The sequence below is a fragment of the Pseudanabaena sp. lw0831 genome (assembly GCF_016584665.1).
Classification (GTDB): Bacteria; Cyanobacteriota; Cyanobacteriia; order Pseudanabaenales; family Pseudanabaenaceae; genus Pseudanabaena.
Genome location: NZ_BBJB01000021.1, coordinates 69,673 through 95,206 on the forward strand (window position 1 = coordinate 69,673; position 25,534 = coordinate 95,206).

22 protein-coding genes, 1 tRNA gene and 1 pseudogene are annotated in these 25,534 nt (G+C 42.3%); 8 read left to right on the top strand and 16 right to left on the bottom strand.

Annotated features, from left to right (window positions below):
• Window positions 1-30: 30 nt before the first annotated feature.
• Complete coding sequence (locus APA_RS25405) at window positions 31-159, top strand: hypothetical protein (RefSeq protein ID WP_268961881.1); 129 nt, start codon at window positions 31-33, stop codon at window positions 157-159.
• Here the strand turns inward: APA_RS25405 and APA_RS04600 are convergent.
• From APA_RS04600 to glyA, 4 genes are all read right to left on the bottom strand, one after another.
• The gene (locus tag APA_RS04600) at window positions 156-1,247 is read right to left on the bottom strand and encodes a leucine-rich repeat domain-containing protein (protein ID WP_201321139.1); all 1,092 of its coding nucleotides are present in this window, start codon (window positions 1,245-1,247) and stop codon (window positions 156-158) included. The two genes, APA_RS25405 and APA_RS04600, sit on opposite strands and share 4 nt — an antisense overlap.
• A gap of 124 nt (window positions 1,248-1,371) precedes the next feature.
• A complete protein-coding gene (locus APA_RS04605; protein WP_201321140.1) occupies window positions 1,372-2,793 on the bottom strand; it encodes a leucine-rich repeat domain-containing protein in 1,422 nt (473 codons plus the stop codon).
• A 130-nt stretch (window positions 2,794-2,923) separates the two neighbouring features.
• A complete protein-coding gene (locus tag APA_RS04610; RefSeq protein ID WP_201321141.1) occupies window positions 2,924-3,979 on the bottom strand; it encodes a leucine-rich repeat domain-containing protein in 1,056 nt (351 codons plus the stop codon).
• Between the two features lie 156 nt (window positions 3,980-4,135).
• Window positions 4,136-5,434: a serine hydroxymethyltransferase gene (gene glyA / locus APA_RS04615; protein WP_201321165.1), complete on the bottom strand. Its 1,299-nt coding sequence runs from the start codon at window positions 5,432-5,434 to the stop codon at window positions 4,136-4,138.
• A 273-nt stretch (window positions 5,435-5,707) separates the two neighbouring features.
• On the opposite strand from glyA, the gene APA_RS04620 reads away from it, so the two are divergent.
• Window positions 5,708-6,805 (top strand): WD40 repeat domain-containing protein, encoded by a 1,098-nt coding sequence (locus tag APA_RS04620; protein WP_201321142.1) that lies wholly within the window; start codon window positions 5,708-5,710, stop codon window positions 6,803-6,805.
• A gap of 154 nt (window positions 6,806-6,959) precedes the next feature.
• Here the strand turns inward: APA_RS04620 and APA_RS04625 are convergent, their stop codons facing one another.
• Window positions 6,960-8,282: an alpha-amylase family protein gene (locus tag APA_RS04625; protein WP_201321143.1), complete on the bottom strand. Its 1,323-nt coding sequence runs from the start codon at window positions 8,280-8,282 to the stop codon at window positions 6,960-6,962.
• Here APA_RS04625 and APA_RS04630 point away from each other — a divergent pair.
• From APA_RS04630 to APA_RS04640, 3 genes are all read left to right on the top strand, one after another.
• Window positions 8,281-8,427: a hypothetical protein gene (locus tag APA_RS04630; protein ID WP_201321144.1), complete on the top strand. Its 147-nt coding sequence runs from the start codon at window positions 8,281-8,283 to the stop codon at window positions 8,425-8,427. The genes APA_RS04625 and APA_RS04630 overlap by 2 nt on opposite strands.
• 151 nt (window positions 8,428-8,578) lie before the next feature.
• A tRNA-Ser gene (locus APA_RS04635) sits at window positions 8,579-8,665 on the top strand.
• Window positions 8,666-8,872: 207 nt separating this feature from the next.
• Window positions 8,873-11,374 (top strand): VIT domain-containing protein, encoded by a 2,502-nt coding sequence (locus APA_RS04640; protein ID WP_201321145.1) that lies wholly within the window; start codon window positions 8,873-8,875, stop codon window positions 11,372-11,374.
• A gap of 300 nt (window positions 11,375-11,674) precedes the next feature.
• On the opposite strand, the gene APA_RS04645 is transcribed toward APA_RS04640, so the two are convergent.
• The 7 genes from APA_RS04645 to APA_RS04675 all read right to left on the bottom strand — a co-directional run bounded on the left by APA_RS04645 (window position 11,675) and on the right by APA_RS04675 (window position 17,579).
• On the bottom strand, window positions 11,675-12,868 hold the full coding sequence (locus APA_RS04645) for an MvaI/BcnI family restriction endonuclease (RefSeq protein WP_201321146.1): 1,194 nt from the start codon (window positions 12,866-12,868) through the stop codon (window positions 11,675-11,677).
• Between the two features lie 4 nt (window positions 12,869-12,872).
• Window positions 12,873-14,348 carry a DNA cytosine methyltransferase gene (locus APA_RS04650; protein WP_103668078.1) on the bottom strand — a complete coding sequence of 492 codons (1,476 nt, stop codon included), beginning with the start codon at window positions 14,346-14,348 and terminating at the stop codon, window positions 12,873-12,875.
• Between the two features lie 26 nt (window positions 14,349-14,374).
• On the bottom strand, window positions 14,375-14,617 hold the full coding sequence (locus APA_RS04655; RefSeq protein WP_201321147.1) for a hypothetical protein: 243 nt from the start codon (window positions 14,615-14,617) through the stop codon (window positions 14,375-14,377).
• A complete protein-coding gene (locus tag APA_RS04660) occupies window positions 14,604-14,951 on the bottom strand; it encodes a DUF5615 family PIN-like protein (protein WP_236579407.1) in 348 nt (115 codons plus the stop codon). Before APA_RS04660 ends, APA_RS04655 begins: the two co-directional genes overlap by 14 nt.
• Window positions 14,951-15,187, bottom strand: a complete 237-nt coding sequence (locus APA_RS04665; protein ID WP_201321149.1) for a DUF433 domain-containing protein — start codon at window positions 15,185-15,187, stop codon at window positions 14,951-14,953. The genes APA_RS04660 and APA_RS04665 overlap by 1 nt, the downstream gene beginning before the upstream one ends.
• 422 nt (window positions 15,188-15,609) lie before the next feature.
• Window positions 15,610-16,872, bottom strand: a complete 1,263-nt coding sequence (locus APA_RS04670) for a sensor histidine kinase KdpD (RefSeq protein WP_236579408.1) — start codon at window positions 16,870-16,872, stop codon at window positions 15,610-15,612.
• Between the two features lie 188 nt (window positions 16,873-17,060).
• Window positions 17,061-17,579 carry a photosystem II protein Psb27 gene (locus APA_RS04675; protein ID WP_201321151.1) on the bottom strand — a complete coding sequence of 173 codons (519 nt, stop codon included), beginning with the start codon at window positions 17,577-17,579 and terminating at the stop codon, window positions 17,061-17,063.
• A 339-nt stretch (window positions 17,580-17,918) separates the two neighbouring features.
• Between APA_RS04675 and APA_RS04680 the strand changes: the two genes are divergently transcribed.
• Complete coding sequence (locus APA_RS04680) at window positions 17,919-19,190, top strand: DUF4912 domain-containing protein (protein WP_201321152.1); 1,272 nt, start codon at window positions 17,919-17,921, stop codon at window positions 19,188-19,190.
• A 183-nt stretch (window positions 19,191-19,373) separates the two neighbouring features.
• Here the strand turns inward: APA_RS04680 and eno are convergent, their stop codons facing one another.
• The 3 genes from eno to APA_RS04695 all read right to left on the bottom strand — a co-directional run bounded on the left by eno (window position 19,374) and on the right by APA_RS04695 (window position 22,249).
• On the bottom strand, window positions 19,374-20,657 hold the full coding sequence (gene eno / locus APA_RS04685) for a phosphopyruvate hydratase (RefSeq protein ID WP_201321153.1): 1,284 nt from the start codon (window positions 20,655-20,657) through the stop codon (window positions 19,374-19,376).
• Between the two features lie 276 nt (window positions 20,658-20,933).
• The gene (locus APA_RS04690) at window positions 20,934-21,299 is read right to left on the bottom strand and encodes a cyclic nucleotide-binding domain-containing protein (protein ID WP_201321154.1); all 366 of its coding nucleotides are present in this window, start codon (window positions 21,297-21,299) and stop codon (window positions 20,934-20,936) included.
• A 185-nt stretch (window positions 21,300-21,484) separates the two neighbouring features.
• A complete protein-coding gene (locus tag APA_RS04695; RefSeq protein WP_201321155.1) occupies window positions 21,485-22,249 on the bottom strand; it encodes a TIGR00297 family protein in 765 nt (254 codons plus the stop codon).
• Between the two features lie 73 nt (window positions 22,250-22,322).
• On the opposite strand from APA_RS04695, the gene APA_RS04700 reads away from it, so the two are divergent.
• Window positions 22,323-22,958, top strand: a complete 636-nt coding sequence (locus tag APA_RS04700; protein ID WP_201321156.1) for a DUF1361 domain-containing protein — start codon at window positions 22,323-22,325, stop codon at window positions 22,956-22,958.
• Window positions 22,959-22,974: 16 nt separating this feature from the next.
• The gene (locus APA_RS04705; RefSeq protein WP_201321157.1) at window positions 22,975-24,927 is read left to right on the top strand and encodes a S9 family peptidase; all 1,953 of its coding nucleotides are present in this window, start codon (window positions 22,975-22,977) and stop codon (window positions 24,925-24,927) included.
• Between the two features lie 239 nt (window positions 24,928-25,166).
• Here APA_RS04705 and APA_RS04710 read toward each other — a convergent pair.
• Window positions 25,167-25,534, bottom strand: a pseudogene (locus APA_RS04710) (IS4 family transposase); the annotation flags it as partial.

Genomic DNA, 25,534 nt, shown 5'->3' on the forward strand with positions numbered 1-25,534 from the left:
ACATTTAATGAATGTTTAGTCCAACAGGCAATGATCGCAATGGTAAAGCGATCGCTACCGCGCTTTGCGATTCTTGTAAAACTTTGGATGTGCGCGATCACATATTCATTCGCGATCACCATCACCGATAAATATGCGATCGCGCTATGGAATATTTAGTACTTACAAACAGATTCTGGTTTGACTGGACAAGATTTGTCACTAAGTTGATTTCCGCCTAGATGGAGTTCAGTCAACTTAGTCAATCTCGCAAGGGGCTTAACATCATTGATTTGATTTCCGCCTAGATGGAGGTAAGTCAAATTAGTCAAGTCCGTAAGTGGCTTGACATTAATAATTTTATTGTCGTCAAGCATGAGTAAAATCAAATTATTTAAGCTTGATAGAGGCTTAATATCACTGATTTGATTTTTGTAGAGAGAGAGACTCGACAAATTAGTCAAACCCGCAAGAGGTTCAACATCACTGATTTGATTCCCATTTAGAAATAGACCAGTCAGATTAGTTAAGCCCGCAAGAGTCGTAACATCACCGATTTGATTGTCGCTGAGAATGAGTCTAGTCATATTAGTCAAACTCGCAAGTGGTTTAACCTCGCTGATTTGATTGTTGCTGAGAATGAGTATAGTCATATTAGTCAAACTCGCAAGTGGTTTAACATCACTGATTTGATTGTTGCTGAGCCAGAGACCAGTCATATTAGTCAAACTCGCAAGTGGTTTAACATCACTGATTTTATTGTTGCTGAGGACGAGAACAGTCAACTTATTCAAACTCGCAAGTGGCTTAATGTCACTGATTTGATTCCAGTCAAGCTTGAGTTCTGTCAACTTAGTCAAGCTCGCAAGTGGCTTAATGTCACTGATTTGATTCCCGTCAAGCTTGAGTTCTGTTAACTTAGTCAAGCTCGCAAGTGGCTTAATGTCACTGATTTGATTCCCGTCAAGCTTGAGTTCTGTTAACTTAGTCAAGCTCGCAAGTGGCTTGATATCAGTGATGTTATATCCGCTCAGATAAAGTTTAGACAAACTATTGAGTTTCATATCAGCTAATTTGCAGTCTTGTGAGCCAGCATTATTGAGCAACGCCTCAATTGTTTTTTTAGTCTCGACTGGAAGAGAATCCTTTTGCAAACACCATTGCTCAAAACTTTGATGGTGGGTTGGAGCAGCGTCAACCTGTGCAACTTGAAGCGATAGAATTACTATAGCGGCTGAGGCAATACTAAAGTGCAAAGATGGTTTCATATTGATTTTGGTTGATCCTATAGTACAATTCATGAAAATATCGTATCACTCTTTGGTTGCGAGCGATCGCAGATTCATTCGTGATCGCCATCACCAATAAATCTGCGATCGCATTATGAAATGTCTAGTATTTACAAACAGAGGCAGGTTTTATTGGGCAAGATTTGTCACTAATTGGATTCTCATTGAGATAGAGATCATTTAGTTTAACCAATCTCGCAAGGGGCTTGACATCTCTGATTTTATTGCTATTAAGATGTAGAAAAGATAGCTTAGCCAAGCTCGCCAGGGGGTTAACGTCAATGATTTGATTGCTGTTGAGCATGAGCCAAGTCAAATTAGTCAACCCACTAAGAGGCTTAACATCAATAATCTTATTGTCTGATAGAGAAAGGGCGGTCAACCTAGTCAGACCTCTAAAAGGTGTAACATCACTGATTTGATTTTTGCTGAGATTGAGTCTTGTCAATGTAGCCAAGCTCATAAGTGGCTTGATATCGCTAATTTGATTGCGATCAAGCTCAAGTACAGTTAGCTTAGTCAAACTCATGAGGGGCTCGATATCACTAATTTGATTACTACTGAGTCGAAGAAAATCCAAATTAGTCAAACTCGCAAAGGGATTAACATCAATAATTTGATTCCTGCCAAGATCAAGCCCAGTAAGATCACTCAACACACTAAGAGGCTTAACATCACTGATTTTATTTTCGTTGAGGGCTAGCCAGTTTAATTTAGTCAAACCTACAAGTGGCTTAACATCAGTGATGTTATTGCCGCCAAGATAGAGGGAAGTTAACCCAGTTAAATTCGCAAGTGGCTTAACATCAGTGATGTTATTGCCGCCAAGATAGAGGGAAGTCAACTTAGTCAAACCCGCAAGTGGCTTAACATCACTGATCTTATTGCGGCTAAGAACGAGGGTCGTTAACTTAGTCAAGTCCGCAAGTAGCTTAACATCACTGATCTTATTGTTGTAGAGAGAGAGCCAAGTCAAATTAGTCAAGCTCTCAATGGGCTGAACATCACTGATCTTATTGCCACTGAGATCAAGCCAAGTTAACTTAGTTAAATTCGCAAGTGATTTAACATCGCTGATTTGACTGCCGCTAAGTGAGAGACTCGTTAACTTAGTCAAACCCGCAAGAGGCTGAACATCACTGATTTGGTTGCCATTGAGAGAGAGATGAATTAAGGTGGTCAAACTTGCAAGAGGCTGAATATCGATGATTTGATTGTTGTTGAGAGAGAGCCAAGTCAACTTAGTCAAACTTGCAAGTGGCTTTGTATCACTGATTTGATTCTCGCCGAGAATAAGTACAGATAGACTATTGAGCTTCGTATCTGCTAACTTACAGTTTTGTGTGTCAGATTCCTTAAGCAGCACCTCAACTGTTTTCTTAGTCTCTACTGGAAGAGAATCTTTTTGCAAACACCACTGTTCAAAGCTCTGATTATCGGCTAGAACCGCCTCTGCTTGTGAAACTTGAAGCGAAAGAAGCAATGTAGCGGCTGAGATGATACTAAAGCGCAATGATGATTTCATGCTGGTTTTGGCTGTAATTCTTTATAAATTCATGGAAATATGCTATCACTCTTGTAAATCTTTAGTTGTGAGCGATCGCATATTCATTCGTGAGCACTATCACCAATAAATAGACGGCATGATGGAATGTTTAGAACTTACAAACAGATTCTGGTTTGACTGGGCAAGACTTTTCGCTAATTTGATTGTCAGTAAGATCGAGTCCAGTCAAATTAGTCAAACCCGCAAGAGGTTTGACATCACTGATTTGATTCTTGGAGAGGTCGAGAACAGTCAGATTAGTCAAGCCCGCAAGAGGTTTGACTAATCTGATCTGATTGTTGTAGAGATGGAGCTGATCCAAATTAGACAATCCCGCAAGAGGCTTCACATCCCTGATTTGATTGTTGCTGAGAAAGAGCCAATCCAAATTAGTCAAACCAGCAAGAGGCTTAATGTCACTGATTTGATTTTCGTCGAGAATGATCCATCTCAAACTAGTTAAACTCACAAGTGGCTTCACATCACTGATTCGATTTCTATCGAGATGGAGTTTAGTTAGTTTAGTTAAACCCGCAAGTGGCTTCACATCACTGATCTGATTGCTGTAGAGATAGAGTTCAGTTAGATTAGTTAAACTCGCAAGTGGCTTGATATCACTGATCTGATTAGCTCTTCTGAAATTGCTGAGATCGAGTTTAGTTAGATTAGTTAAACTCGCAAGTGGCTTGATATCATTGATTTGATTGTTGTAGAGATTGAGTTTAGTTAGATTAGTTAAACTCGCAAGTGGCTTGATATCACTGATTTGATTATTGCTGAGATCGAGTTCAGTTAGATTAGTTAAACTCGCAAGTGGCTTGATATCACTGATCTGAATAGCTCTTCTGAGATATGGCGGCTTGATATCACCGATCTGAATAGCTCTTCTGAGATCTGGCGGCTTGTTACCACTGATCTGATTAGCTCTGAGATCGAGTTTAGTTAGACTATTGAGTTTTACATCAGCCAACCTACATTCTTGTGTGCCAGATGTCTTGAGCATTACCTCAACTGTTCTCTTAGTCTCTACTGGAAGAGAATCTTTCTGCAAACACCATTGCTCAAAACTTTGAATATTCGCAGAAAACACCTCAAACTGCGGAACTTGAAACGATAGAATTACTATTGTGGCTGAGACAATACCAAAGCGCAAAGATGGTTTCATATTGATTTTGGTCGCTTTATAGCATAAATCTCAAAAATACCATATCACCTCTATAAAACTTTCGTTGTGTGCGATCGCAGATTCATTCGTGATCACCATCACAAAAAAAAGGAAAGTACATGTCATGTACCTTCCCTTTTTTGAATTGGATTTTACTTAGACTGTTAGAGCAGGTTCCTTCATACTGATTTCTGGATACTCAAGTTCAGGATAGAGCGGGAAGCGATCGCACAAAGTTTGAACCCTTGCCAGACAATCGGCTTGGACAGCATCGCTATCAGGACTTAAGAGGCGATCGGCGATAATATTGCCGATTTCACGGAAGTCAGACTCTTTCAAACCACGAGAAGTCATCGCAGGAGAACCAAGGCGTAAACCACTAGTCACAAAAGGTGATTCAGGATCGAATGGAACGGTGTTTTTGTTAGCAGTGATATTGATACCGCTTACTAACAAGTCTGCGACCTTACCAGTCATACTAATACAACGCAGATCGACCAACAACAAGTGGTTATCAGTTCCATTGGAAACCAGTTTGAACCCACGTTCTTGCAATTGAGCAGCAAGAGCTTGAGCGTTCGCAATCACCTGTCCACAATAAGTTTTGAACTCAGGACGTAATGCTTCACCGAAGGCAACAGCCTTAGCTGCAATTACATGCTCAAGGGGGCCACCTTGAGAACCAGGGAAGACTGATTTATCGAATTTCTTGCCTAGGGCTGCGTCGCGAGTCATGATCAGCCCGCCACGGGGCCCACGTAGAGTTTTGTGAGTGGTAGTGGTAACAACATCACAATAGGGAATTGGATTGGGGTGATGACCTGACGCGACTAAACCCGCGATATGGGCGATGTCTGCCATCAGGTATGCGCCAACTTCATCAGCGATCGCTCGGAATTTAACGAAGTCAATAATTCTTGGATATGCCGAATAGCCACAAATGATTAATTTGGGTTTATGTTTCAAAGCCAAATCACGAATCAAATCAAAATCTAGCTGTTCGGTTTCTTGATTTAGACCGTAATGGACTTTGTTAAACCACATTCCCGAAACATTTACAGGTGAACCATGGGTCAAATGTCCACCGTGGGACAAGTCCATACCCATGAACGTGTCACCTGGTTTGAGCAGAGTCAGGAATACGGCAAAGTTAGCCTGTGCGCCAGAGTGAGGCTGGACATTTGCATGGGCTGCGCCAAATAATTCTTTGGTGCGTTCGATGGCGATCGATTCGATCTCGTCTACAAACTCACAACCGCCGTAATAGCGTTTGGAGGGCAGCCCTTCGGCATATTTGTTAGTCAATACCGATCCCTGCGCCGCCATAACTGCGAGGGACGTAAAATTTTCGCTGGCAATCAGTTCGATATTATTGCGCTGTCTCTCGATTTCTTTACCGATAAAGCCTGCGACAAGAGGATCGGATGCGGCGAGGATGGGAAACAAGTTTGTCATTTTGCTAAGCTTCTGTGCTTGATTGTCTGAAATTAAGTTGGTCGAAAGCGGTGCTGGGTTAGCCTGCACGAAAACACCTGTGAAATTATGCTAACACGCCGAGATATAGCGAGTTTTTATTTTGCTGTAGGCAAAATAAAAACTCGCCAACCTTAAATCAGTAAAACCCAAGATAGAGTTGCCAACTCTATCTTGGGTTTTACTGATAGTTAGCGCTTTGCACTGGGTTAAGATCCATGAAAGCCAACAAATGGAGACAGCCAAATAATTACTATGCCCAAGCCCAAGACCACGCTTATTCTAAATCCCAAACCTCAATCGCTAATTACACTCAGTGAATATATAACCGCGATTGCATGGTCACCCAATAGCAAATATCTCGTCGCGGCAACAGCTTCGGGTGAGGTAACTCTCTTCGATGAAGCAAAGGCAGGTAACGATCTCACCCAAAAGCTGATTGAATTACAAGCATCAACAGAAATTTCAGTGGATTGTTTGGGTTTTTCGGCGGATGGATGCTGGATTGCGGCAGGGGGGCAAGATGGCAAAGTGCGCGTGTGGAAATTAGATGGCGATCAACCTGCGATCGCAGCAACCCTCGATCTTGGCAAAATATGGATCGAGCATCTCGTTTGGCATCCCACTCGCCCTGAGTTTGCATTTAGTTTCGGTAAGTATGTCCAAATCTGGAGCGCGGAGACTCTCGATATTTTGACAACTCTGCATTTTGAGCAATCAACAGTATTAGCGATCGCATGGCATCCAAGTGGCGAATTACTCACGGTGGGAGGTGATGGCGGTATTAAGGTATGGACAGATAAGGATTGGTACGAAGATCCGATTCGGTTTGAAATGCCGACTGCTACTTCCAAACTGGTTTGGGATCGCGTAGGCGAATATTTAGTCGCCAGTACCCTCGATAATTTGGTTGTGGTGATGCAATGGCTTGGCACTGACTTTGATGCTTCACCTTGGCGGATGCAAGGTTTCCCTGGAAAAATTCGTTCCTTTGATTGGTCAGCTAGCAAAACTTCGCCGCTATTGGCTTCCTCTAGTGGTTCCGATGTGGTTGTATGGGAAAAACATGCCGATCTGAATGTCGGTTGGGAAGGTGAAGTAATTAAGGGACATAACAGTATTGTGGGATTTGTCGCCTTCAAGCCCAAATCAGAGGTACTTGCCTCCGCCGATGAGAATGGCAGAATCGCAATTTGGAAAGATGCTAAGGATTGGGTGCAAGCATTAGAAACGCCAATGGGCGAGATTACAGCGATGCAGTGGCAACCACAGGGGAAAAAATTAGCGGCGGCAAATGCCGACGGAGAGCTAATGTTATGGACAGAATCTTCACAGGGCAAAGGTTTTCGCTAAACCCAAACAGGTTAGGACTTACGCAAAATATATTAAAACCCTTATTTCAATGAAGGGGCAATTCATGAATTGCCCCTTCATTGCGTGCTTTTGAGTAAGTCCCAAAACAGCAAGTGGCGGCGCGAAGCGTCGCCACTTGCTGTTTTGGAGTTAGCTATTCGGCTAACCACATTTGGGCAGTTCGGGGTGGGACAAATAGGGACAACGTATTTCCAGAAAGGTTCATCTCATAGTGATGGATGAGATCTCGATATTTAGCAGGATTTTTTAGACCCCAAGTGCTGAAATTCGCCCATTGGTTCGATCCACTTTTGTTTATAGCCACAATTCCATTTGCGCCTCGGCGGAATACTAGCAATAAGTCACTTTCATAAAGGATAACCATCGGCTGACCATGAACAGCATTATGAAAATGGATCATCGCAGCCATATCGGGGCGCTTGTATACATCTAACCAGCGATCGCGGTCTTGCGAATGGTGAGATTCATTATGGTCAGAATAAATGAGAGGAACTCCTCCATCGCGTCCCAAGATGTAAGCATGAGCCAAATGTTCATCTTGTGGATCAAATAACCAAAAGCGGAATCCATTATTGTGCGGAATATCGTGGTTGATTACAAAGGTTACTGATCGATTCCAAGGCAAAGCATTATTTTGTTTTTCAGGACGAGCTAATGACCGCAAAGAGCCACCAAATCCAAAAGCTTCGCGCATAGTTTGGAATAGGGGGAAATCATAGCCTGAAATCCAAGTTTCCCTTAGAAATGGATCAAGGAATATACGCTCATCGCGATCGCTACCAGTTAACACTTCCCCAAACCAAAAACGATCCCGAAACTTAGGATTATCAGCGAAGTTATCAATCATTCGCTCGGTGATATGTTTAATGGCATCAATCCGAAAGCCATCAAAACCCATCTCTATCATTGCTTCTACCATCGCGGTCTGCTGCTGCAACACCCAGTCAGAATTTTTGAGATCGGGCAACCCTGATAAATTCTGATATATTACGGCTTTTCGATTTGACCACTCATCGCTATCAATCTCACCAGCATTGTTAAAGTCGAGAACAGAAAATAATCCTTTGCTGAGGTCACCATATAATCGGTTCTCCTCAAACAGGGCAGGCTGCTTTTGGTAACGCTCAAGCTCGGCTGCACCTGGGAAATCGAAATGATCTTTACGAGCTTCGTTTGCCATGTGGTTAACCACAAGATCTGCATACACCTGTAATTTGGGAGTGCTCTCATGACAAGCCTTAATCAATTTCTCCAGATCCTTCTTGCCTCCTAAGTGGGACAGCAATACTCGATAATCTTTGGGTTGATACCTCTGCCACCATTGATCTCCATTAGGATCTGAGTAAAGTGGGGGTGGAATTAGCACCGCTCCATATCCAGCAGACCGAATAGAATCAAGGTTGTCAATAATATCTGTATATCGCCAATTAAAGGCATGGAGAGTAACATTTCGCATGGTTATTCTTTCCCTGTGGTGGTCGAAAAATATGCTTGGACGTGAAGGACGGAAACATTGTACTGATTTTTTAGATGATTTACTGCTAAAAGCAGGTGAACTCATCAAGAAACCTGTAAATGCCCAGATCCCCGACTTTTTCTAATCAAACAAAGGTAATTTGCAAATTTACAAAAAAAGTCGGGGATCTTAACCTGTGCTTTTTAAATTTTCTTATGCCTAGCTACTTAAAAGCATACTTACTGTGATATTATTACATTCGCTTTGCTTACCAAAAGACGCTACAAAAGATATTTGGAGAGGTGGCAGAGTGGTTGAATGCGTCTGACTCGAAATCAGATTTGGGGTCACACCTAACGGGAGTTCGAATCTCCCCCTCTCCGTACAAACAAAAAAGCGCTTGATGCCTAGCATCAAGCGCTTTTTTGTGGGCCAAAAAATTATAAACATTGGTTTCATAATTTCTCGTTACAAAAACTGCAACTGAGAAACTAATCCTTACTAAGAGTGAGAGACTCAAGATCAAGAAACACTAACAGCTTGCAAAACTGCCTAACACAAGGATGCAGGCGCTGAGGAGCGAAATTACTATGAAATCAATTAAGCCTATCTATATCGCCTTACCTGTTGCGATCGCTCTTGCAGGTGCGATCGCTCATCGCACCTTAGCCCAATCTAGCCAGATCGTCAAAACTCCACAAAACCCTAGCTCGATGGTTAGAACAGGAATTTTCGAACCAGTCAGCGATCGCAGTCCTCGCGCCGAGACAAACAAAGATCGTCCCGTTAGTGGGTTGTATGTACAAACCACCGATCGCAAGCAACAAGCTTTTACCCTGACTAATACTGATGTAAAAGGGAAAATATCTGGCAACATTTCGCGAGTCGAAGTCACCCAAACTTTTCAGAATCCCTATGACAAACCTTTAGAAGCCATTTATGTTTTCCCATTGCCAGACCAAGCGGCTGTCGATGACATGGAAATTAAGATCGGCGATCGCGTGATTAAAGGGGATATCAAAAAACGTGAAGAAGCCAAAGAAATCTATGACCGCGCCCGCAAAGAGGGACGCACTGCGGGTTTACTAGAACAAGAACGGGATAATATCTTCACTCAATCTCTTGCCAATATCAAACCAGGTGAACAAATCAAGGTGACAATTCGCTACACCGAAAGCCTGAAATTTGAGCAAGGTGATTATGAATTTGTATTCCCAATGGTCGTAGGACCTCGCTATATTCCAGGCACAGCGATCGATCCAAAGGGAAATACTACTCAAGTCCCTGATGCCTCACGAATTAATCCGCCCGTACTCAAACCTGAAACGCGATCGGGCAATGATATTACGGTGAGCTTGCAAATTGATGCAGGTGTTCCAATTCGCAATCTTTACTCCACTTCTCATCGCATTGATGTCCAGAATAATGGCGAAACCATGCAACTAAAATTAGCGGCTGGCGACAACATTCCTAATAAGGACTTGATTGTGCGTTACAAAATTAGTAGCGATCGCACTCAGCCCACTATCCTCACCACCACAACAGACCAAGGCTCACACTTTGCCACTTATTTAATCCCTGCGATCGCCTATCGTGCCGATCAAATTGTGCCAAAGGATGTCGTGTTCTTAATGGATACATCAGGCTCTCAATCAGGTGATCCGATTATCAAATCACGGGAACTGATGCGCCGCTTTATAAATGGATTGAACCCAAACGACACGTTCACAATTATTGATTTTTCTAGTACCACTCGCCAGCTCTCTAGCTATCCTCTGCAAAATACTGCGGCAAATCGTCAAAAGGCGATGAACTATATCGATCAAGTTGATGCTAATGGAGGCACAGAATTAATGAATGGAATCAATGCTGTAACCAACTTCCCCTCATCATCTAATGGACGTATTCGCAGCGTAGTGCTGATTACCGATGGTTATATTGGCAATGACAATGAAGTAATCGCCGCCGTTCAGAAAAATCTCAAGCCAGGTAATCGACTCTATAGTTTCGGTGTTGGTAGTTCTGTCAATCGCTATCTGTTAGAGCGCGTTGCCGAAATGGGACGTGGCACATCGAGAGTAGTGCGTCAGGACGAAGCAACGCAGGAAGTTGCTGAGAAGTTCTTCCGTCAAATCAACAATCCTGTTCTCACGAATATTCAAGTGAAATGGGAAGGCGATGGCGCGGCTCCCGAAATTTATCCTAGCAATGCTCCTGACCTATTTGCAGAGCAGCCTATAGTGTTATTTGGCAAAAAAGGCGATCGCGCCAATGGCAAACTCAAAATCACAGGTATCGCCGCAGGTAGTGAGCGCTACGAGCAAACCCTTGATGTAAATTTTGAGAAGGACAATAGTAATCTCGGTATTGCCCAACTATGGGGACGCGCCCGCATTAAAGACTTAATGAATCAGATGTTTGGCGGCGAGGTCAAATCTCTAATTGATGCGGTGACACAAACGGCTCTCAACTATCGATTGCTCTCTCAATACACAGCTTTTGTTGCAGTGAGCGAAGAAGTGCGCGTCAATCCTGATGGTGGCAAGGTAACAGTAAATATTCCAGTAGAAATGCCTCAGGGTGTCAATTTTGGTGTGACATCAGGCGAGATCGCCGATAGTCGAAGTCTCAAGCCTGCTGCACCAAGCCCTACGACTTCTCTGCAATATAATTCGCGAGTCAGAGTACAGGGAGGTACTACTTTTACTGGCAAGGATCAGCTTAACATTAGGCTCAGCCCTAAAGTTGATAGCGAAAACACTCCTGCCGAACCATCAAAGGTAAGTCAACAAGCTACTGTAGCGAAAGTCAAAGTCGTCAGTATATCAGGGCTTGCGGGTGTCGATATTAGTATTGTCCAACAAGCGATCGCGCAACAGTTGCAGTCAATCAGCGTTCCTACTGGATTCAATGGCACTGTAATCTTGGAGATTCCAATTCAAAATGGCAGATTGACAAGATTCGTACTAGATGATATGGCTTCGACGCTGAAGGATAAGACAATTGTGGATTTGATCAAGCGATCGCTACAAAATGTTGTCCTCCCATCAACAGCAACAGGTACTATTCGTTTGACATTGAATGTAAATTGACAACTGATTTTATTTGAAGTGCTTTGCGATCAAACGAACCACAATAATTTTTTATTGTGGTTCGTTTGATCGGAAATAGCTGTATTTTTAGTTGAGCATAATCAAATTAAGCTAATCAGTGGTTTGGTGACGTTGATGTAAATGAAGCGATCGCTCTCTTGCTCTTTGACAACAGTGAATCCTAAACTCGTTATCAAATCCAGTAATTCATGCTTTTTATCTGTCCATCGGCTGCTAGTTTCGGTGATCGCTTTTGCCCATCCTTCGATGGTTCTGTTAAAAGCGATGATGATCGTAAATTTATCTGAGGCTATACTTCACGCTTGGAGGGAAAAGCAGTTCAAGTTTATCAGGTTTAATTTTAAATAAAGGACCTTTCTCAATTACACGTTCTTTAATCGTTTTTCCATTACTCGTCCTCTTAATAAGATGATCAAGAGTAATTATTCCCTGTTCTAGCAATAAATCGAATTGGGACACAATGGGACTACGTGTATGTTCTATTTTTGTAAAACAGAAATACTCAACTTCATTAATAGTAACGGAATCAGCGGCAATCCAAAAGGTCTCCTTATGCTTCTTTTTGAGTTCAGCATGAAGTGTCGCTAATTGCCAAATGGCAAAATCACCAATTTTTAATTCTTGACTAGTTTCAATAAGTTGATCCAACTTTGCATCAATTCTTAAAAATAGCCCTTGGGAATTAGGCTTCAAAGTACTGACTGTACAGTAAAGCTTGAAATCATCTCCACGTTTATACCCAAACTGATTAAGAATTTCTGCTGAACTTTTGAATTTACTAAGATTCCAATCTGGAACTTTTGCAAACAATGTTTTACGGTTTCCTCGTTTGTCGCGAAATGATTTCAACTCAATACCTTTATAATCTGGTTCTTGGCGAGAATTCATCGCAATACCTAACAAAGTTTCCAATGTCCGCCCAATTGCTGTATCACCTGTTCCAATAGCCTGAATTTGTCCGCGTGCAGCAATTGTTCTAATTTTAAAAAGTAACTCTTGAGCAACTTTGTTTGCACTTTGACTAATACTACGGATCAGATCTGCAACTGGCGTAACAATTATTCCATTCAGAATTTGCTCAATATCAAGTTTTGTTAGATTAAGAACATATAGTTCCATCTCAAATACAAAAATACCAAGTATATCGTTGGTATCAGCATATTTCTTCAATCCAGTGAACCAGATACGTGGATCGCCATTTTTGGTAATAGGACGATACAAAGAAGCCTGACTAGAAATAAATCCATTTTCTGATGCAATATGGGAACGTATAATTTGTTTGTGTTGTGGTCCTTGTCCCTGCGTACCATAATCATGAATACCACGCTCATATAGAAAAAGCCTGAATGGAGTCGTTGCATCCATAATAGATTTTTGTAAGCCTGTAGCTGTAGGCATCAAGAAACACATCTCGATGTTTTCACTAGTTAAGATTTTGATGTTTTTTTCTTCTAAAAGATTAAATGGTCTCATCAAGTTAACTAGCCTGTTTCTCTAGATTTTGTGACACCTGACAAGGTTTCATAGTGAATTTGAGCGCTTTTTTAAGAAGTTCAAATATTTTTTTTCCGACTGCTTCAGCCATTAATGGTGGTACTGCGTTTCCCACTTGCGTATATTGAGGAATTTCAAATCTCCGACGTAAGCTGCCAGTTGTTTCTTTTGCCCTAAAAACAAAACTATCAGGAAATGACTGTAGCCTCGCCATTTCTCGTACAGACATAGTTCGAGCTTCGTTAGGATGAACAAAATCATCTGGAAGAGATAGAACAGTTGGTGAAGGAGAATCCCATTTTAATGGGCGCTGACTATGCTTTTTCGTCGAAAGACTCATCACCCGTTCAAATAATTCCTCTATATCTTTTCCCAAAATTTTCCCGTCAGGGGCTTTTGCTGGCAATTTTATCTTAACTATTTCACCTTGAATTAGTTGTTTTCTCTCAAGAGCAGATAAAGAGGAGTTTGCTGCTACATTAAAGATTTTTACTGGCACACCATATTTTTGAAATATCTGGTACAACCTAAACCTATCAGCTATATTTTCTGAATGGTTACGCAAACCACTATTTTCTAGTGTGTTTAGTTGTATAGATTTAACGATTTGCGGTGACATCCAACTAAAATCCTCACGCATTAGCCTTGCATAAGAAGCACTGGGAGAATTGTAACGATTATCTTTAGCTGACAAAGCATATTTACTACCTTTTAAATCCCACAATGCATCACGAACAGTAAGTGGTTTTTCGCAAGTAGTAACTGGAGCTAAAGTTGGTCGTTTATATCCAATCACTGGTGGCTCAATATCAAAAGCCGATTTCCAAAATCCCTCCCATATTTCGAGGTTAAGTTTGTCTGCAATATCAGAACGAATACCCAAAATCATGACACGAGGTCTATACTGCGGAACACCAAAATGCATAGCATTTACTTCAACAAGTTGAGTCACGTAACCTGGCCATAATTCATGTAAAGCCGAATTGATCTCGTCAATTGGAGCTTTTTCACCATGCTTATTAAAATTCTGTTTTATACCCAAAACATTTTCAATCAGTACAGCTTTAGGGTGTAACCTCTCAACCATTTCTAAAAATTGCCAAGGCAACTGATTGCGTAAATCTCTAGGATTTCTTTTTCCTGCCATTGAGAACCCTTGACAAGGTGGACCACCTGCAATTAGGTCAATACCTTCGCTTTCAAGGTTCTCCATTATGTTTATATTCTCAAGAACCGCGCTCACTTCATTAACAATTAACTTACGACGAAATTGTTCTTCAATCGTTAGGTTGTTGTATGCGATCCACTCATCTTGTGACTTTATTCGATTTATGAAATTATGATAAAATGTCTCGGCAGCCATAGGTGACTTTTCAACTGCCAACAACAGTTTAAAACCTGCTTTCTCAAGCCCCAGTGAGAGACCGCCACATCCAGAGAATAAATCAATATATTTCATTTCCTAATACTACATCAAACCTACAATTAGTGTGAATAGGGAAAAATATCCGTTACATATTTTTTGTATGCTCGCTGTTTGATGACGGAATATGCGATCGGGTTTTGAGTTTGAGGGGCGATCGCTGTTTGATGTTGAGAGAATAGGCGATCGGGTTTGGGGTGAGGAGAGTGCGATCGCTGTTTGATTTGAGGGAATAGGCGATCGGGTGTTGGGTGTTGAGTGGGCGATCGCTGTTTAAGAATTAGGACAAACTTATATAAACTCACACGAGTCATTGATTGATATGACAACCCCTGCTGATAAAGATGTAATCACTTCACTTATTCGTTCCATCAGTGGAAGTAAATAATCAGGTCGGGTACTACGAGCATCCAAAATAACGATTCTCAAATGTTTCCCCGCTAAATTCTGTTGATAACGTAAGTTTTTATCAGCAGTAATAAAAGCATCAAAAGGATGATCCTCAGCTAAACGAAGAATTTCTCTATCCTTAAACCCACGCCATCCCATATCATCAACATTGTAAACTTCATGCCCTTTAGCTAGAAAGGGCTGCTTGAATTTTCTGCTCAGAAGATTTTCATCCAATAATATAATCATCAAGCAGAGCGTTCCTGAGCAATTAATAATTTGGCAGCACTTTCCAAAACCCTCATGACTTGAGACTTCAGGCAAGGAAAATCATCCATAAATTCTGCTAAACCTCCATCACCTTCAAGATAGTCAAAAAAAGTTTGCAAAGGAACTCTCGTCCCTTTAAAAACTGGAACTCCACTCATAATATCGGGATCGCGATGAATAATCCCTTTCATTTCCAATAAGTTATTTAGTGTCATTACATTGCACGATATAACTTAATTCATTATAAAACAAAAGTATAGTCAGGCGATCGGGGTTTGGGTGGTGAGTGGCGATCGCTGTTTGATTTGAGAAATTGGCGATCGGGTTTTGTGGGTGATGAGGCGATCGTTGTTTGATGTGGGAAATAGGCGATCGGGTGTTGGGTGGTGAGGGTGCGATCGCTGTTTGATGGGGAAATAGGCGATCGGGCTTGTGGGTGGTGAGGGGCGATCGTTGTTTGTTGTTGAGGGAATAGGCGATCGGGTTTATGGGTAGGGCATTACCATGGGCTCAGGTGCTGTGGAATCAACGGTTAAACAAATTGTTCGTCGGGTCAAGATTTTGGGCGCTCAGTGGCATAAGGGACATAGGCGCAGAAAATGGAAACGTGACTCAGGTTTCATAATTAGCATATTGCTCAAATAAACGGCAAAAAGATTGTCAGAATTTCGCCATCGTAGGCAGCGCTAGTGGAATGCATTCTCACTGTCAACTTGCCGCCGAGAGCTTTTAGCAAAGTCTTCGTAGTTGGCAAGCTCAAACTTAATGTCCCTGTCTCAGGTTGGAGCATTAGCCATTGTCCGACTGCCTTGAGCAATGGCAAATCACCACCACCTTGTCGCGTTACCTGCGATTGAAACTGTAATTTTAGATATTCGCCTGCACTGGTTAGGATTAGCTGAATATGACTATCTGGAGGGAAACTGCGAACTAAGCGATCGACTAGTCCATTTAGAACTTGAGAGAGAAGTAGATTATTGCTCAAAATTGCAGGAATCTCGGTCGGTAAAATCATTTCCAAGGAAATCTGTCGTCTTCCTGCATTTTCCTGCCAACGCATAAATCCATCGCTCAAAATCTCCTCGATTTGTGTAGCTTCTAACATGATTGGGTAACTATCGAGTTGGGCCGCCTCAAAAATCAGATTAAATCTTTCAATCTGTTCCGTACATTCAGCATCAACCCGATCTAATCGCGTTTTCACTTCCGCAGATATATCTTTGCGCCGTTTTAGCGATCGCACTAACATCCGAATCGTGGTGAGAGGAGTGCGAACCTCATGGGTAATAGCTTTGATGATATCGACTTCTTGAATTTCGGGGATCGGCAACTCTTGATGAATCGAAGATTGCGCCATCAAAATTGCACAAAATCTTGCCATGATTTGATAGGGCGGCAAGGTGAGTGGAAACTGTTGTAGCTTGGCTTGCAATAAAGCCTGTTGTTCTGCACGACGAATTCGCGGTAAAAGTACGGCGATCGCAGCTTGAATGGCAATGGGATGAAGCGACCAGACACAGCTATGACTTTTAGAGGACGATAGTACTAAGACACTGAAATTCTCAGTAGCTAAAATACAAAACCATTCTTGATTGAGAGTATCAACTTTGGGGATCGAGACAACTTGTGTGTTGCCAATCGGTAATGAAGCAGTAGGAAATAGTGAAGATTTACTGGTAGTAAATACCCAATTTTGTAATTCGGGTTGGCGATAGGCTGCATTCGGAAAAATATACGGATGATGAGTTAGCAACAGCCCTTTAAGCTGGCTCTGAATCGAAAACTGCTGGAGAACAGCGATCGCTCGATACCAGAATTCCTTCGCATCAGTTTGGTGCAACTCTTCGACAAACTCATGAGTTTGTGGGTCATGATGCAGAGCCTCATATATTGTTGCCAATACTGTTGCCAATGTTTCGTCATCCTCAAGCTATTTTACGCTTACGCTTTTAGGAAAATTCACTATTGAATTTTCAAGCTGCCTACGACAACTTGAAAATTCAATACCCAAATTATTCTTGGTTTGAGTTTTCACATTGTGACTGCCAATGCGAAAACCTCGATAAGTGCCGTTTCCTAAAAATAAAATTAACGACCTTGAGCTAGAGCGGCTTCAGCGCGGTCAAACTCTTGTAATAGGCGATCGCGGACTTTAGCAGGTATTGCCCGCTTTGCCGAGCCGTTATAGTAGGACGCTAAAGTATTTAAAGCAGTAGACATCGTTGTATAAGAATAAAAACCACTTTTTTCGCGATCGGCACGATAACGTGATACATAGGCATTGATTTTATATCTTGCCGATGTTTTTACCGCAGCACGGTGCTCAGCATCATCAGCGAGATTGATTGATTCGCGCATGGTTTTGATCGTATCGGTTGTATCAGCAATGTAATTACCTGTCAAACCTGCATTGACAAGCGTTTGTATTTCTTTCGTTGATAACGATTCACCTTTTTTCTCAAATAATGCGGCATTTACTGCTGGCGTAAAACCACCAAGTACCACTAGAGCCGCCAATGCAAGAGCAATCGCAGATCGACATAAGCCTTGTAAAGCAGCTTTTAAAACTTTTAGAGACTTAGATAAAGACTCGTATTTTGCCTTCATATTTATAAAAATATATATTTGTTGTCCCTCTAATCTTATGACTTTTCGGACAAACTCCCCTAGTATCAAAAGGAGGGGATCGCAATGTCAGGAAACCATAACATTATGATCCCCCATTAAGTTTGCTCATGTGATCGCCACAACAATTACAGGTATTTGGTTTTGGCTGAGTATTTGTACTGAAACCATCCGATAACCTAGTCTAAACCAATAGAAGATAACCCTTCCAGCCATTGACCTTCTCAGAAAATTTGGCAGAATGTATTTAGCTACATATCCGAATCCTCAGTTCAAAGCAACTGAGGTAGATACCATTAAAAGCAGTTGGAGGTTAATTGTATGGCGAGGGAACGTCCTCCCCTAGAAGAAATGACCTTGCGTCAGCTTCGCAAAGTAGCAGCAGAGTTAGAGATTTCTCGTTACAGTCGAATGCGAAAATCTCAGCTACTAGCTGATATCCAAACTATTCTTACAGCTCAAGGTGCAGCCTTAAACCAAGCAGATCGTAGTAACTCGGAGACACAAGAAATCGTGGAAGCCTCAAAGTTTAATGTCGGTAGTGAAGAAACAGAAGAAAACCTAGAATCGCTTGCTGCCATTGATAAAAGTATCGGTGATTTGCCAAGTGGTTACGGTGAAAGCCGCATCGTCCTATTACCTCGCGATCCTCAATGGGCTTATGTGTATTGGGATGTTCCTAATTCTCAGAAAGAAGAGTTGAGAAAGCAAGGTGGACAGCAGTTAGCACTTCGTTTATATGATGCCACTGATGTTAATTTGGATTACCAAACTCCTAATAACTTACAGGAATATAACAGCGATGAACTCGCGCGCGAATGGTATTTGCCAATCCCCATTAGCGATCGCGACTATGTAGCTGAGCTTGGCTATCGTTGTGCTGATGGTCGTTGGTTAGTACTAACCCGTTCTAAAGTAGTTCATGTTCCCCCAGTATTCCCTTCGGAATGGGTAGAAGACAACTTCATTACCGTTCCTTGGGATCAAACTCTTAAAGGTCAAACCTTCTTTACTCTGGTTCCTCCAGCCAAGAAGGTTGCACCTGCGCCTGAAGAATCAACGACAACTAGCGATGGCTCATACGACGAAATCTTCAATATTGCCCGTGAAGCAGAAGTCCAGAGAATCTCTGGCTCTCTCTATGGCTCTATGCAGCATGAATCCATGGCTCCTCAGTCTCTTAGCTCCTACGTCTTCCCCTCTGGTGCAGGTTTATTTGCGGGAGCAGCAGGTGCAATCAGTGCAAGCGGTATTAACTACTCTGGCATTGGCATGTCTAGCTACAGCTTCTTCTCTAGCGAAGCACCGATCCGTCCTCGCCAATTCTGGTTGGTTGCTGATGCTGAGTTGATTGTCTATGGTGCAACTGAGCCTGATGCTTCAGTTACTATTGGCGGTCGTCCGATTAAGCTTAATGCTGACGGTACATTCCGTTTCCATACGTCTTTCCAAGATGGCATTCAAGACTATCCAATCTTTGCCGTTGCTGCGGATGGAGAACAAAATCGGGCAATTCATATGAAGTTCGAGCGTCAAACCCTTGAGCGCAGAACTAACACCAGAGAAGAAGCAATTCCTGAATGGATTAGCTAAATTTCTAAAAAGTGAGTGCTTGTCACTGCTTTACAAACAAAAATCCCTGACATGTCAGGGATTTTTGTTTTTTATATAGCTATCTACATAAACTCAAAATAGAATCGCGGCGAGTAGCACCTCGATTCTATTTTGGGTTTTAATTACCGAAAGTGTAGTCACACTTTTGGTGATTTGTGTTTCTTAGCGAGAAGGTCCTAAACCAACAGCACCAGCATAGACAGCTTGACTGCCAAGTTCCGCTTCAATTCTTAGCAAACGGTTGTACTTAGCAACACGCTCACTACGACAGAGAGAACCTGTTTTGATTTGACCTGCGCGAGTTGCCACGGCAAGATCGGCGATCGTGGTATCTTCAGTTTCGCCTGAACGATGGCTGATCACAGAGCGATAACCATTCTTGTCAGCAGTAGCGATCGCTTCCAAAGTTTCAGTCAAACTACCAATCTGATTGAGCTTAATCAAAATCGCGCTAGCGCAACCCTCACGGATACCACGCTCTAGACGAGTCTTGTTGGTTACAAACAAATCATCACCGACTAACTGAGTATTAGTGAGTTGATCAGTCATGGCCTTCCAGCTAGCCCATTGATCTTCTTCCAGTCCATCTTCGATCGAGACGATTGGATATTTGGAGATCAAACCTTCGTAATAGTTGACGAACTCTTGAGGAGTGAGGGATTTACCATCGATCGCATAGTTGCCATCTTTGAACAGCTCATTGGAAGCAACATCTAGCGCCAATGCAACTTGCTCACCAGGTTTGTAACCAGCTTTGGTGATTGCGTCAATCAGCAATTCTAGAGCGGCTTGGTTAGACTCAAGGTTAGGAGCAAACCCACCTTCGTCACCCACAGCAGTTGACAAGCCTTTTTCATGAAGGATCGAGCTGAGCGCTGCGAATACTTCCGCACCGTAGCGCAATGCTTCTTTAAAAGTTGGTGCGCCTACGGGCACGATCATGAATTCTTGGATATCAACGTTGTTATCTGCATGAGCGCCGCCGTTGATAACGTTCATTAGGGGAACTGGCAAAACATTCGAGAGAGGAGTGCCCAGATAGCGATATAGGGGCTGTCCGATCGCTGCGGATGCGGCCTTGGCATTAGCAAGAGATACTGCCAAGATCGAATTTGCACCAATTTCAGATTTATTGGGTGTCCCATCCCGTTTGATCATAATGCGATCAACGAGTTCTTGATTGAGGGCATCCACGCCTTTTAGTTCGGGTAGAAGTTTTTCGGTAATATTGCGAACTGCGATTAATACCCCTTTGCCTCGGTAGCGCTTTTTATCTCCATCCCGCAATTCATGGGCTTCAAAACTACCTGTAGATGCGCCACTGGGAACCTGTGCGAGACCGATTGCGCCGTTAGCAAGTTTGACCTCCGCTTCAACAGTTGGGTTGCCGCGCGAATCGAGAATTTCTCGTGCAGCGATCGCAATGATTTCTGTGCCTTTAGTCACTTTGAGCTATTCCTTTGATGTTTAAGTGAAGCTTTCGCAACAATCTTACAGTTTAGCGCTGTCCGATTGTTCAAATGTTAGGTCTTCATCAAAAAAGTTGACAAAATTCACTTTTTGATGTTGATTATAGTTACAAACCCAAAAGAGAGTTGCGGCACGAAGCGCCGCAACTCTCTTTTGGGTTTTATATTTGTCTTAAATTTCTCTGGCTACAGATATAAAGCCTAAAATATTAAAGAGGCGGCGCTTCGCGCCGCCTCTTTAATATTTTGGGCTTTATAGTGATAAAACAACAGCATCTAGTTTTCTGATTCTTTCAACCATGATTCTCATCACGTTAATTGCAAAATTAGGCGTTTGTTGTACCAAAAAGTTAAACCGCTTTTGATCTACGGTGACTAGCTTACATTCGGTTTTTGCGATCGCTGTAGCACTTCTTGGGCTAGAGGAAATCAGCGCCATTTCACCGACAATACCGCCAGCAGAAGTGGTGTCGAATAACTTACCATCTATCGAAATTTCTACTTCTCCCTCAATGACCGCATACATATGATCTGCGATCCCTCCCTTTTCAAAGATCACTTGCCCTGCGGGGACGATCACAAAATCTTTGTCATTGTTAAACAAATTAATTGTAGTCAAGATTAAAACTCCACTTTACCTAAAAATAAATAGAAATACGACGATTATTGTAATTGTAAAGTGAACAGTTTTAGAAATGAGTTAAATCCTTAGAATAATCGATGACATTATTTACTGCTAAAGGTTTCGAGGATTAACTTAAATGAAATAGATATGATTTGTTGCGTGATTTGCCAAGGTTAAATTTACATTAACTTGAGGTTAAATATTTGTAATAACTGTGTAATTAAAACCGCGATCGCTGCACCAATAGTTGTATTAATACCATTGACAAGTTCGTTGGTGAGCCAGTCATATTTTTCTTGCAAAGTGGCTCCGATCAAGCTTTCAATATTAGTGGCAATGAAAGCCGCGATCGCACACCAAAGCAGATCCCAAGGACCAGTTAATAATCCCACCGCCCAACCGATTGCTGCCATTATTAGCGAACCGATGATTCCTGCGATCGTACCTTCTAGACTGATAGCGCCCTCTGTACCTGCGGCAACTGGCTTGAGCGTGGTGATCAAAAATGTACTTTTACCGTAAGCTTTGCCAATTTCACTAGCAGTCGTATCAGCAAGTTTGGTGCTGAGGCTGGCGACGTAGGCTAATAACCAAAGCGGATTGGGAGCGATCGCTTGCCCGATCGCACAGACAGCTCCAGTGGCAGCCGATCCCCAAAGATTTTCGGGACCTCTTGCGCCATCGCGTTTTTCAGCAATGCCTTTTGCTTCTTTGATATCCTTGCCGATGCGAGTTACACCCGAACCGACGATCAGATAGCTTAAAATAACGGTATAACCTTGCCATCCAAGACATCCCCAAACCGTAATTCCTAAAGCCCATGCATGGTAAATGCCTGCGGTAGTGAGAACTTTGCGGGGTAGTAGTAAGGCTATCGCACCGAGAATCGTATTGAGGGCGATCGCGATCGACCACCCCTGAGAAATCGGGAAACTATTTATCATAAAAGTTAATCTTAAAAATTAGTAAGTTGGGCATTGCCTGCCTATTTATTCAAAATACTATGGAGTAAAAATAATGACAGAAGCACTTGAGTTGTTTTGGGGGAATTTAAGTGGTTTTATGGCTTGGAATCTTTTTTTAGCAATAATTCCTTGCGTACTTAGTTTTATTTTATTTGCTAAGCGATTGCCAAAACGACTACCTTTAAATCCGATCTGGTGGTTCGGCTTAGCAATTTTCATATTGTTTTTGCCCAATGCGCCCTATATCATCACCGATATTATTCATTTTGTGGATGATGTGAGAGTGCCTAATGTTTCTGATAACGGTGTAATCTTTGTCTTGATTCCCCAATATATCGTTTTTATATTATTGGGTTTTCAGTGCTATGCGGTTTCGATAATGAATCTTATCAAATATTTAGGATGGCTGAAGTTAATCAAAAATACGACTTGGCTCGAAATAAGCTTAAATTTTATCTGTGCTTTCGGTGTGTATTTGGGAAGATTTAATCGATTAAATAGTTGGGATTTGTTCACTAATCCTAAAAATGTTATTTATAATACAATTTACAATTTTGCAAATCCTAATTTTCTCTTTGGCACAATTCTATTTTTCATAACATTTACTGGGCTTTATTACATTTTTAAATGGATTAATATTTCGCTCTTCTTCTACTGGCAAAATCGCTCTAAGCAAGTTTCTGTATAACACTCACCATAAAATTATGCCTCTCGCGACCTACGGTTCTTGGAAATCGCCAATTAGTTCTGATTTGATCGTTTCTAGTAGTATTCGCCTCGGCGCGATCGCCATTGATGGAGGTAATGTCTATTGGAATGAAGGCAGACCAAAGGAAGCAGGGCGTAATGTGATCGTGCGCTATGACATCGATGGCAATTATCGCGAAATGACACCTGCATCTCTCAATGTGCGATCGCTAGTTCATGAATATGGCGGCGGCGAATATCTGGTGGAAGACGGACGCATTTATTTCTCTAACTATAGCGATCGCCGCATTTATCGCAAAATAGGCGGTGGATCGTGCAAACCTATAACGACAGAAAGTGCCTATCGTTATGCCGATTTTGTTTGGAATCGCATCTATGGCAAGTTGATTTGTGTGTGCGAAGACCATACTAGCGATGGTGAACCGATTAATACGTTGGTGGCGGTGAATACTAGCAATGGCGAAGATATTCAGGTATTGGTCACAGGTGCAGATTTTTATGCCTCGCCAAGACTCAATTCCACTGGTGATAAACTTGCATGGATTAATTGGAATCATCCCAATATGCCTTGGGATGGAACTGAACTTTGGGTTGCTGATCTTGTAGAATCAGACACAGGAGTTCTCACAATTCAAAATCCGAAACTGGTCGCAGGAGGCGTTGACGAGTCAATATTTCAGCCAGAATGGTCGCCCGATGGCAAGCTCTATTTTGTTAGCGATCGCACAGGCTGGTGGAACTTATATCGTACTTCAGTAGAAGATGTTGCTATTGAAGCGCTCTGTCCAAAGTCTGCTGAGTTTGGTTTGCCGCAGTGGATATTTGGCATGACTACCTATGACTTTACAGGTGATGGTAAAATTCTCTGCTCCTATACAAAAAATGGCAAATCTGATTTAGCAATTCTCGATCCTGCTAATCTGGAAATAGGTTTACAAGAAATCTCTACACCCTTTACTTCCATTTCAGGATTGCATTGCGAAGGCGATCTCGCTGTTTTTCATGGTGGTTCAGCAACGGAACCAACCGCGATCGTATTACTGGATTTGACAACGGGCACTTGGCAAAAAGTACGGGTTGCCTCAGATTTACAGATTGATCCAGACTATATTTCTGCCGCGCAGCCTGTAGAGTTTCCTACCGAAAATGGAAAGACATCCTATGGTTTATTCTATCCTCCGAAAAACAAAGATTTTCAGGCAGAGAGTTCCGAGAAACCACCTTTGTTAGTCAAAAGTCATGGGGGACCCACCGCTTCGACTTCAGGGAGTTTGAGTCTCGGCATTCAATATTGGACAAGTCGTGGCTTTGCGGTACTAGATGTTAACTACGGCGGCAGCACTGGCTATGGACGCGAATATCGCGATCGCCTCAAAGGGAATTGGGGAATAGTCGATGTCGATGACTGTGCTAATGGTGCAAAATTCCTTGCAGACAAAGGCTTGGTGGATAGCGATCGCTTAGCAATTTCAGGCGGTAGTGCGGGTGGATACACTACACTTTGCGCTTTGACATTTCGCGATGATTTCAAAGCAGGGGCGAGTCATTATGGAATTTGCGATCTCGAAGCTCTTGCCACGGACACCCATAAGTTTGAGTCGCGTTATCTCGATAGTTTGATTGGTAAATATCCTGAACAAAAGGATCTCTATATTCAGCGATCGCCAATTCATTTCACCGATAAGCTATCCTGTGCGATCGCCTTTTTTCAAGGTTTAGAAGATAAAGTCGTGCCACCGAATCAAGCAGAAATGATGGTAGATGCTTTACGCAAAAAAGGTTTGCCTGTAGCCTATGTTCCTTTTGAAGGCGAACAACACGGCTTCCGTAAAGCCGAGAATATTAAACGCGCCCTTGATGGTGAGTTCTATTTTTATGCTCAGATTTTTGGATTTACACCCGCTGATGATATTGAACCAATTGCGATCGAGAATAATTCTCGCGATTAGACACTCACCCATAGCCACTCTCCCACAGAAGCTAACGTGTACACAAGTGACAAAATCTAGTTATAGCTGGCACCGTTTGTTTTAGGACAAAATCAAAAACAAAGAATCGAGTGGCGGCACATCGCGCCGCCACTCGTATTCTGGATTTATGTCCTAACAAGACTGGTGACAGCTATAAGTTATCCCAAAACACAAAATAAAGGCGACAGACTTAGTGGTGCAGAAAACTTAGGCGAGTCTCATCCTGAGACAGTGGTAACACGAGAAAATTCAATACGAAAATCTAACATTTCTCGTTTGGTAATAGAAGCACAGGCAGGAGGAGGGTTACTTTTAGGCAAAACCTGCAATTGAGGAAGTAGTTTCTGCTGGTAAAGAAGACTGTGAAGATGACGGAGACCGAGTTGCAGAAAACTCAAGCCTCTGTGGTCATGCCAATCAATCCAAGCCCTTTGCCCCAAACGCACCAACATGATACCGAGAATCAGAGCAATCAAGGAAGCCGTGGCAAGGAGCATAAATAAACAAGTGAGAGCTTGAGCATCGCGGAGATGAGAGCTAACAATATCAAAAGCCCCAGACTTGTAATCCTTAAAATGAGGTTCAA

What these genes read in the sequence shown, in the direction of transcription:
- APA_RS25405 (WP_268961881.1), top strand. Translation starts at nt 31, where the DNA reads ATGATCGCAATGGTAAAGCGATCGCTACCGCGCTTTGCGATTCTTGTA.
- APA_RS04600 (WP_201321139.1), bottom strand. Translation starts at nt 1,247, where the DNA reads ATGAAACCATCTTTGCACTTTAGTATTGCCTCAGCCGCTATAGTAATT.
- APA_RS04605 (WP_201321140.1), bottom strand. Translation starts at nt 2,793, where the DNA reads ATGAAATCATCATTGCGCTTTAGTATCATCTCAGCCGCTACATTGCTT.
- APA_RS04610 (WP_201321141.1), bottom strand. Translation starts at nt 3,979, where the DNA reads ATGAAACCATCTTTGCGCTTTGGTATTGTCTCAGCCACAATAGTAATT.
- glyA (WP_201321165.1), bottom strand. Translation starts at nt 5,434, where the DNA reads ATGACAAACTTGTTTCCCATCCTCGCCGCATCCGATCCTCTTGTCGCA.
- APA_RS04620 (WP_201321142.1), top strand. Translation starts at nt 5,708, where the DNA reads ATGCCCAAGCCCAAGACCACGCTTATTCTAAATCCCAAACCTCAATCG.
- APA_RS04630 (WP_201321144.1), top strand. Translation starts at nt 8,281, where the DNA reads ATGGTTATTCTTTCCCTGTGGTGGTCGAAAAATATGCTTGGACGTGAA.
- APA_RS04625 (WP_201321143.1), bottom strand. Translation starts at nt 8,282, where the DNA reads ATGCGAAATGTTACTCTCCATGCCTTTAATTGGCGATATACAGATATT.
- APA_RS04640 (WP_201321145.1), top strand. Translation starts at nt 8,873, where the DNA reads ATGAAATCAATTAAGCCTATCTATATCGCCTTACCTGTTGCGATCGCT.
- APA_RS04645 (WP_201321146.1), bottom strand. Translation starts at nt 12,868, where the DNA reads ATGAGACCATTTAATCTTTTAGAAGAAAAAAACATCAAAATCTTAACT.
- APA_RS04650 (WP_103668078.1), bottom strand. Translation starts at nt 14,348, where the DNA reads ATGAAATATATTGATTTATTCTCTGGATGTGGCGGTCTCTCACTGGGG.
- APA_RS04660 (WP_236579407.1), bottom strand. Translation starts at nt 14,951, where the DNA reads ATGATTATATTATTGGATGAAAATCTTCTGAGCAGAAAATTCAAGCAG.
- APA_RS04665 (WP_201321149.1), bottom strand. Translation starts at nt 15,187, where the DNA reads ATGACACTAAATAACTTATTGGAAATGAAAGGGATTATTCATCGCGAT.
- APA_RS04675 (WP_201321151.1), bottom strand. Translation starts at nt 17,579, where the DNA reads ATGAAGGCAAAATACGAGTCTTTATCTAAGTCTCTAAAAGTTTTAAAA.
- APA_RS04680 (WP_201321152.1), top strand. Translation starts at nt 17,919, where the DNA reads ATGGCGAGGGAACGTCCTCCCCTAGAAGAAATGACCTTGCGTCAGCTT.
- APA_RS04695 (WP_201321155.1), bottom strand. Translation starts at nt 22,249, where the DNA reads ATGATAAATAGTTTCCCGATTTCTCAGGGGTGGTCGATCGCGATCGCC.
- APA_RS04700 (WP_201321156.1), top strand. Translation starts at nt 22,323, where the DNA reads ATGACAGAAGCACTTGAGTTGTTTTGGGGGAATTTAAGTGGTTTTATG.
- APA_RS04705 (WP_201321157.1), top strand. Translation starts at nt 22,975, where the DNA reads ATGCCTCTCGCGACCTACGGTTCTTGGAAATCGCCAATTAGTTCTGAT.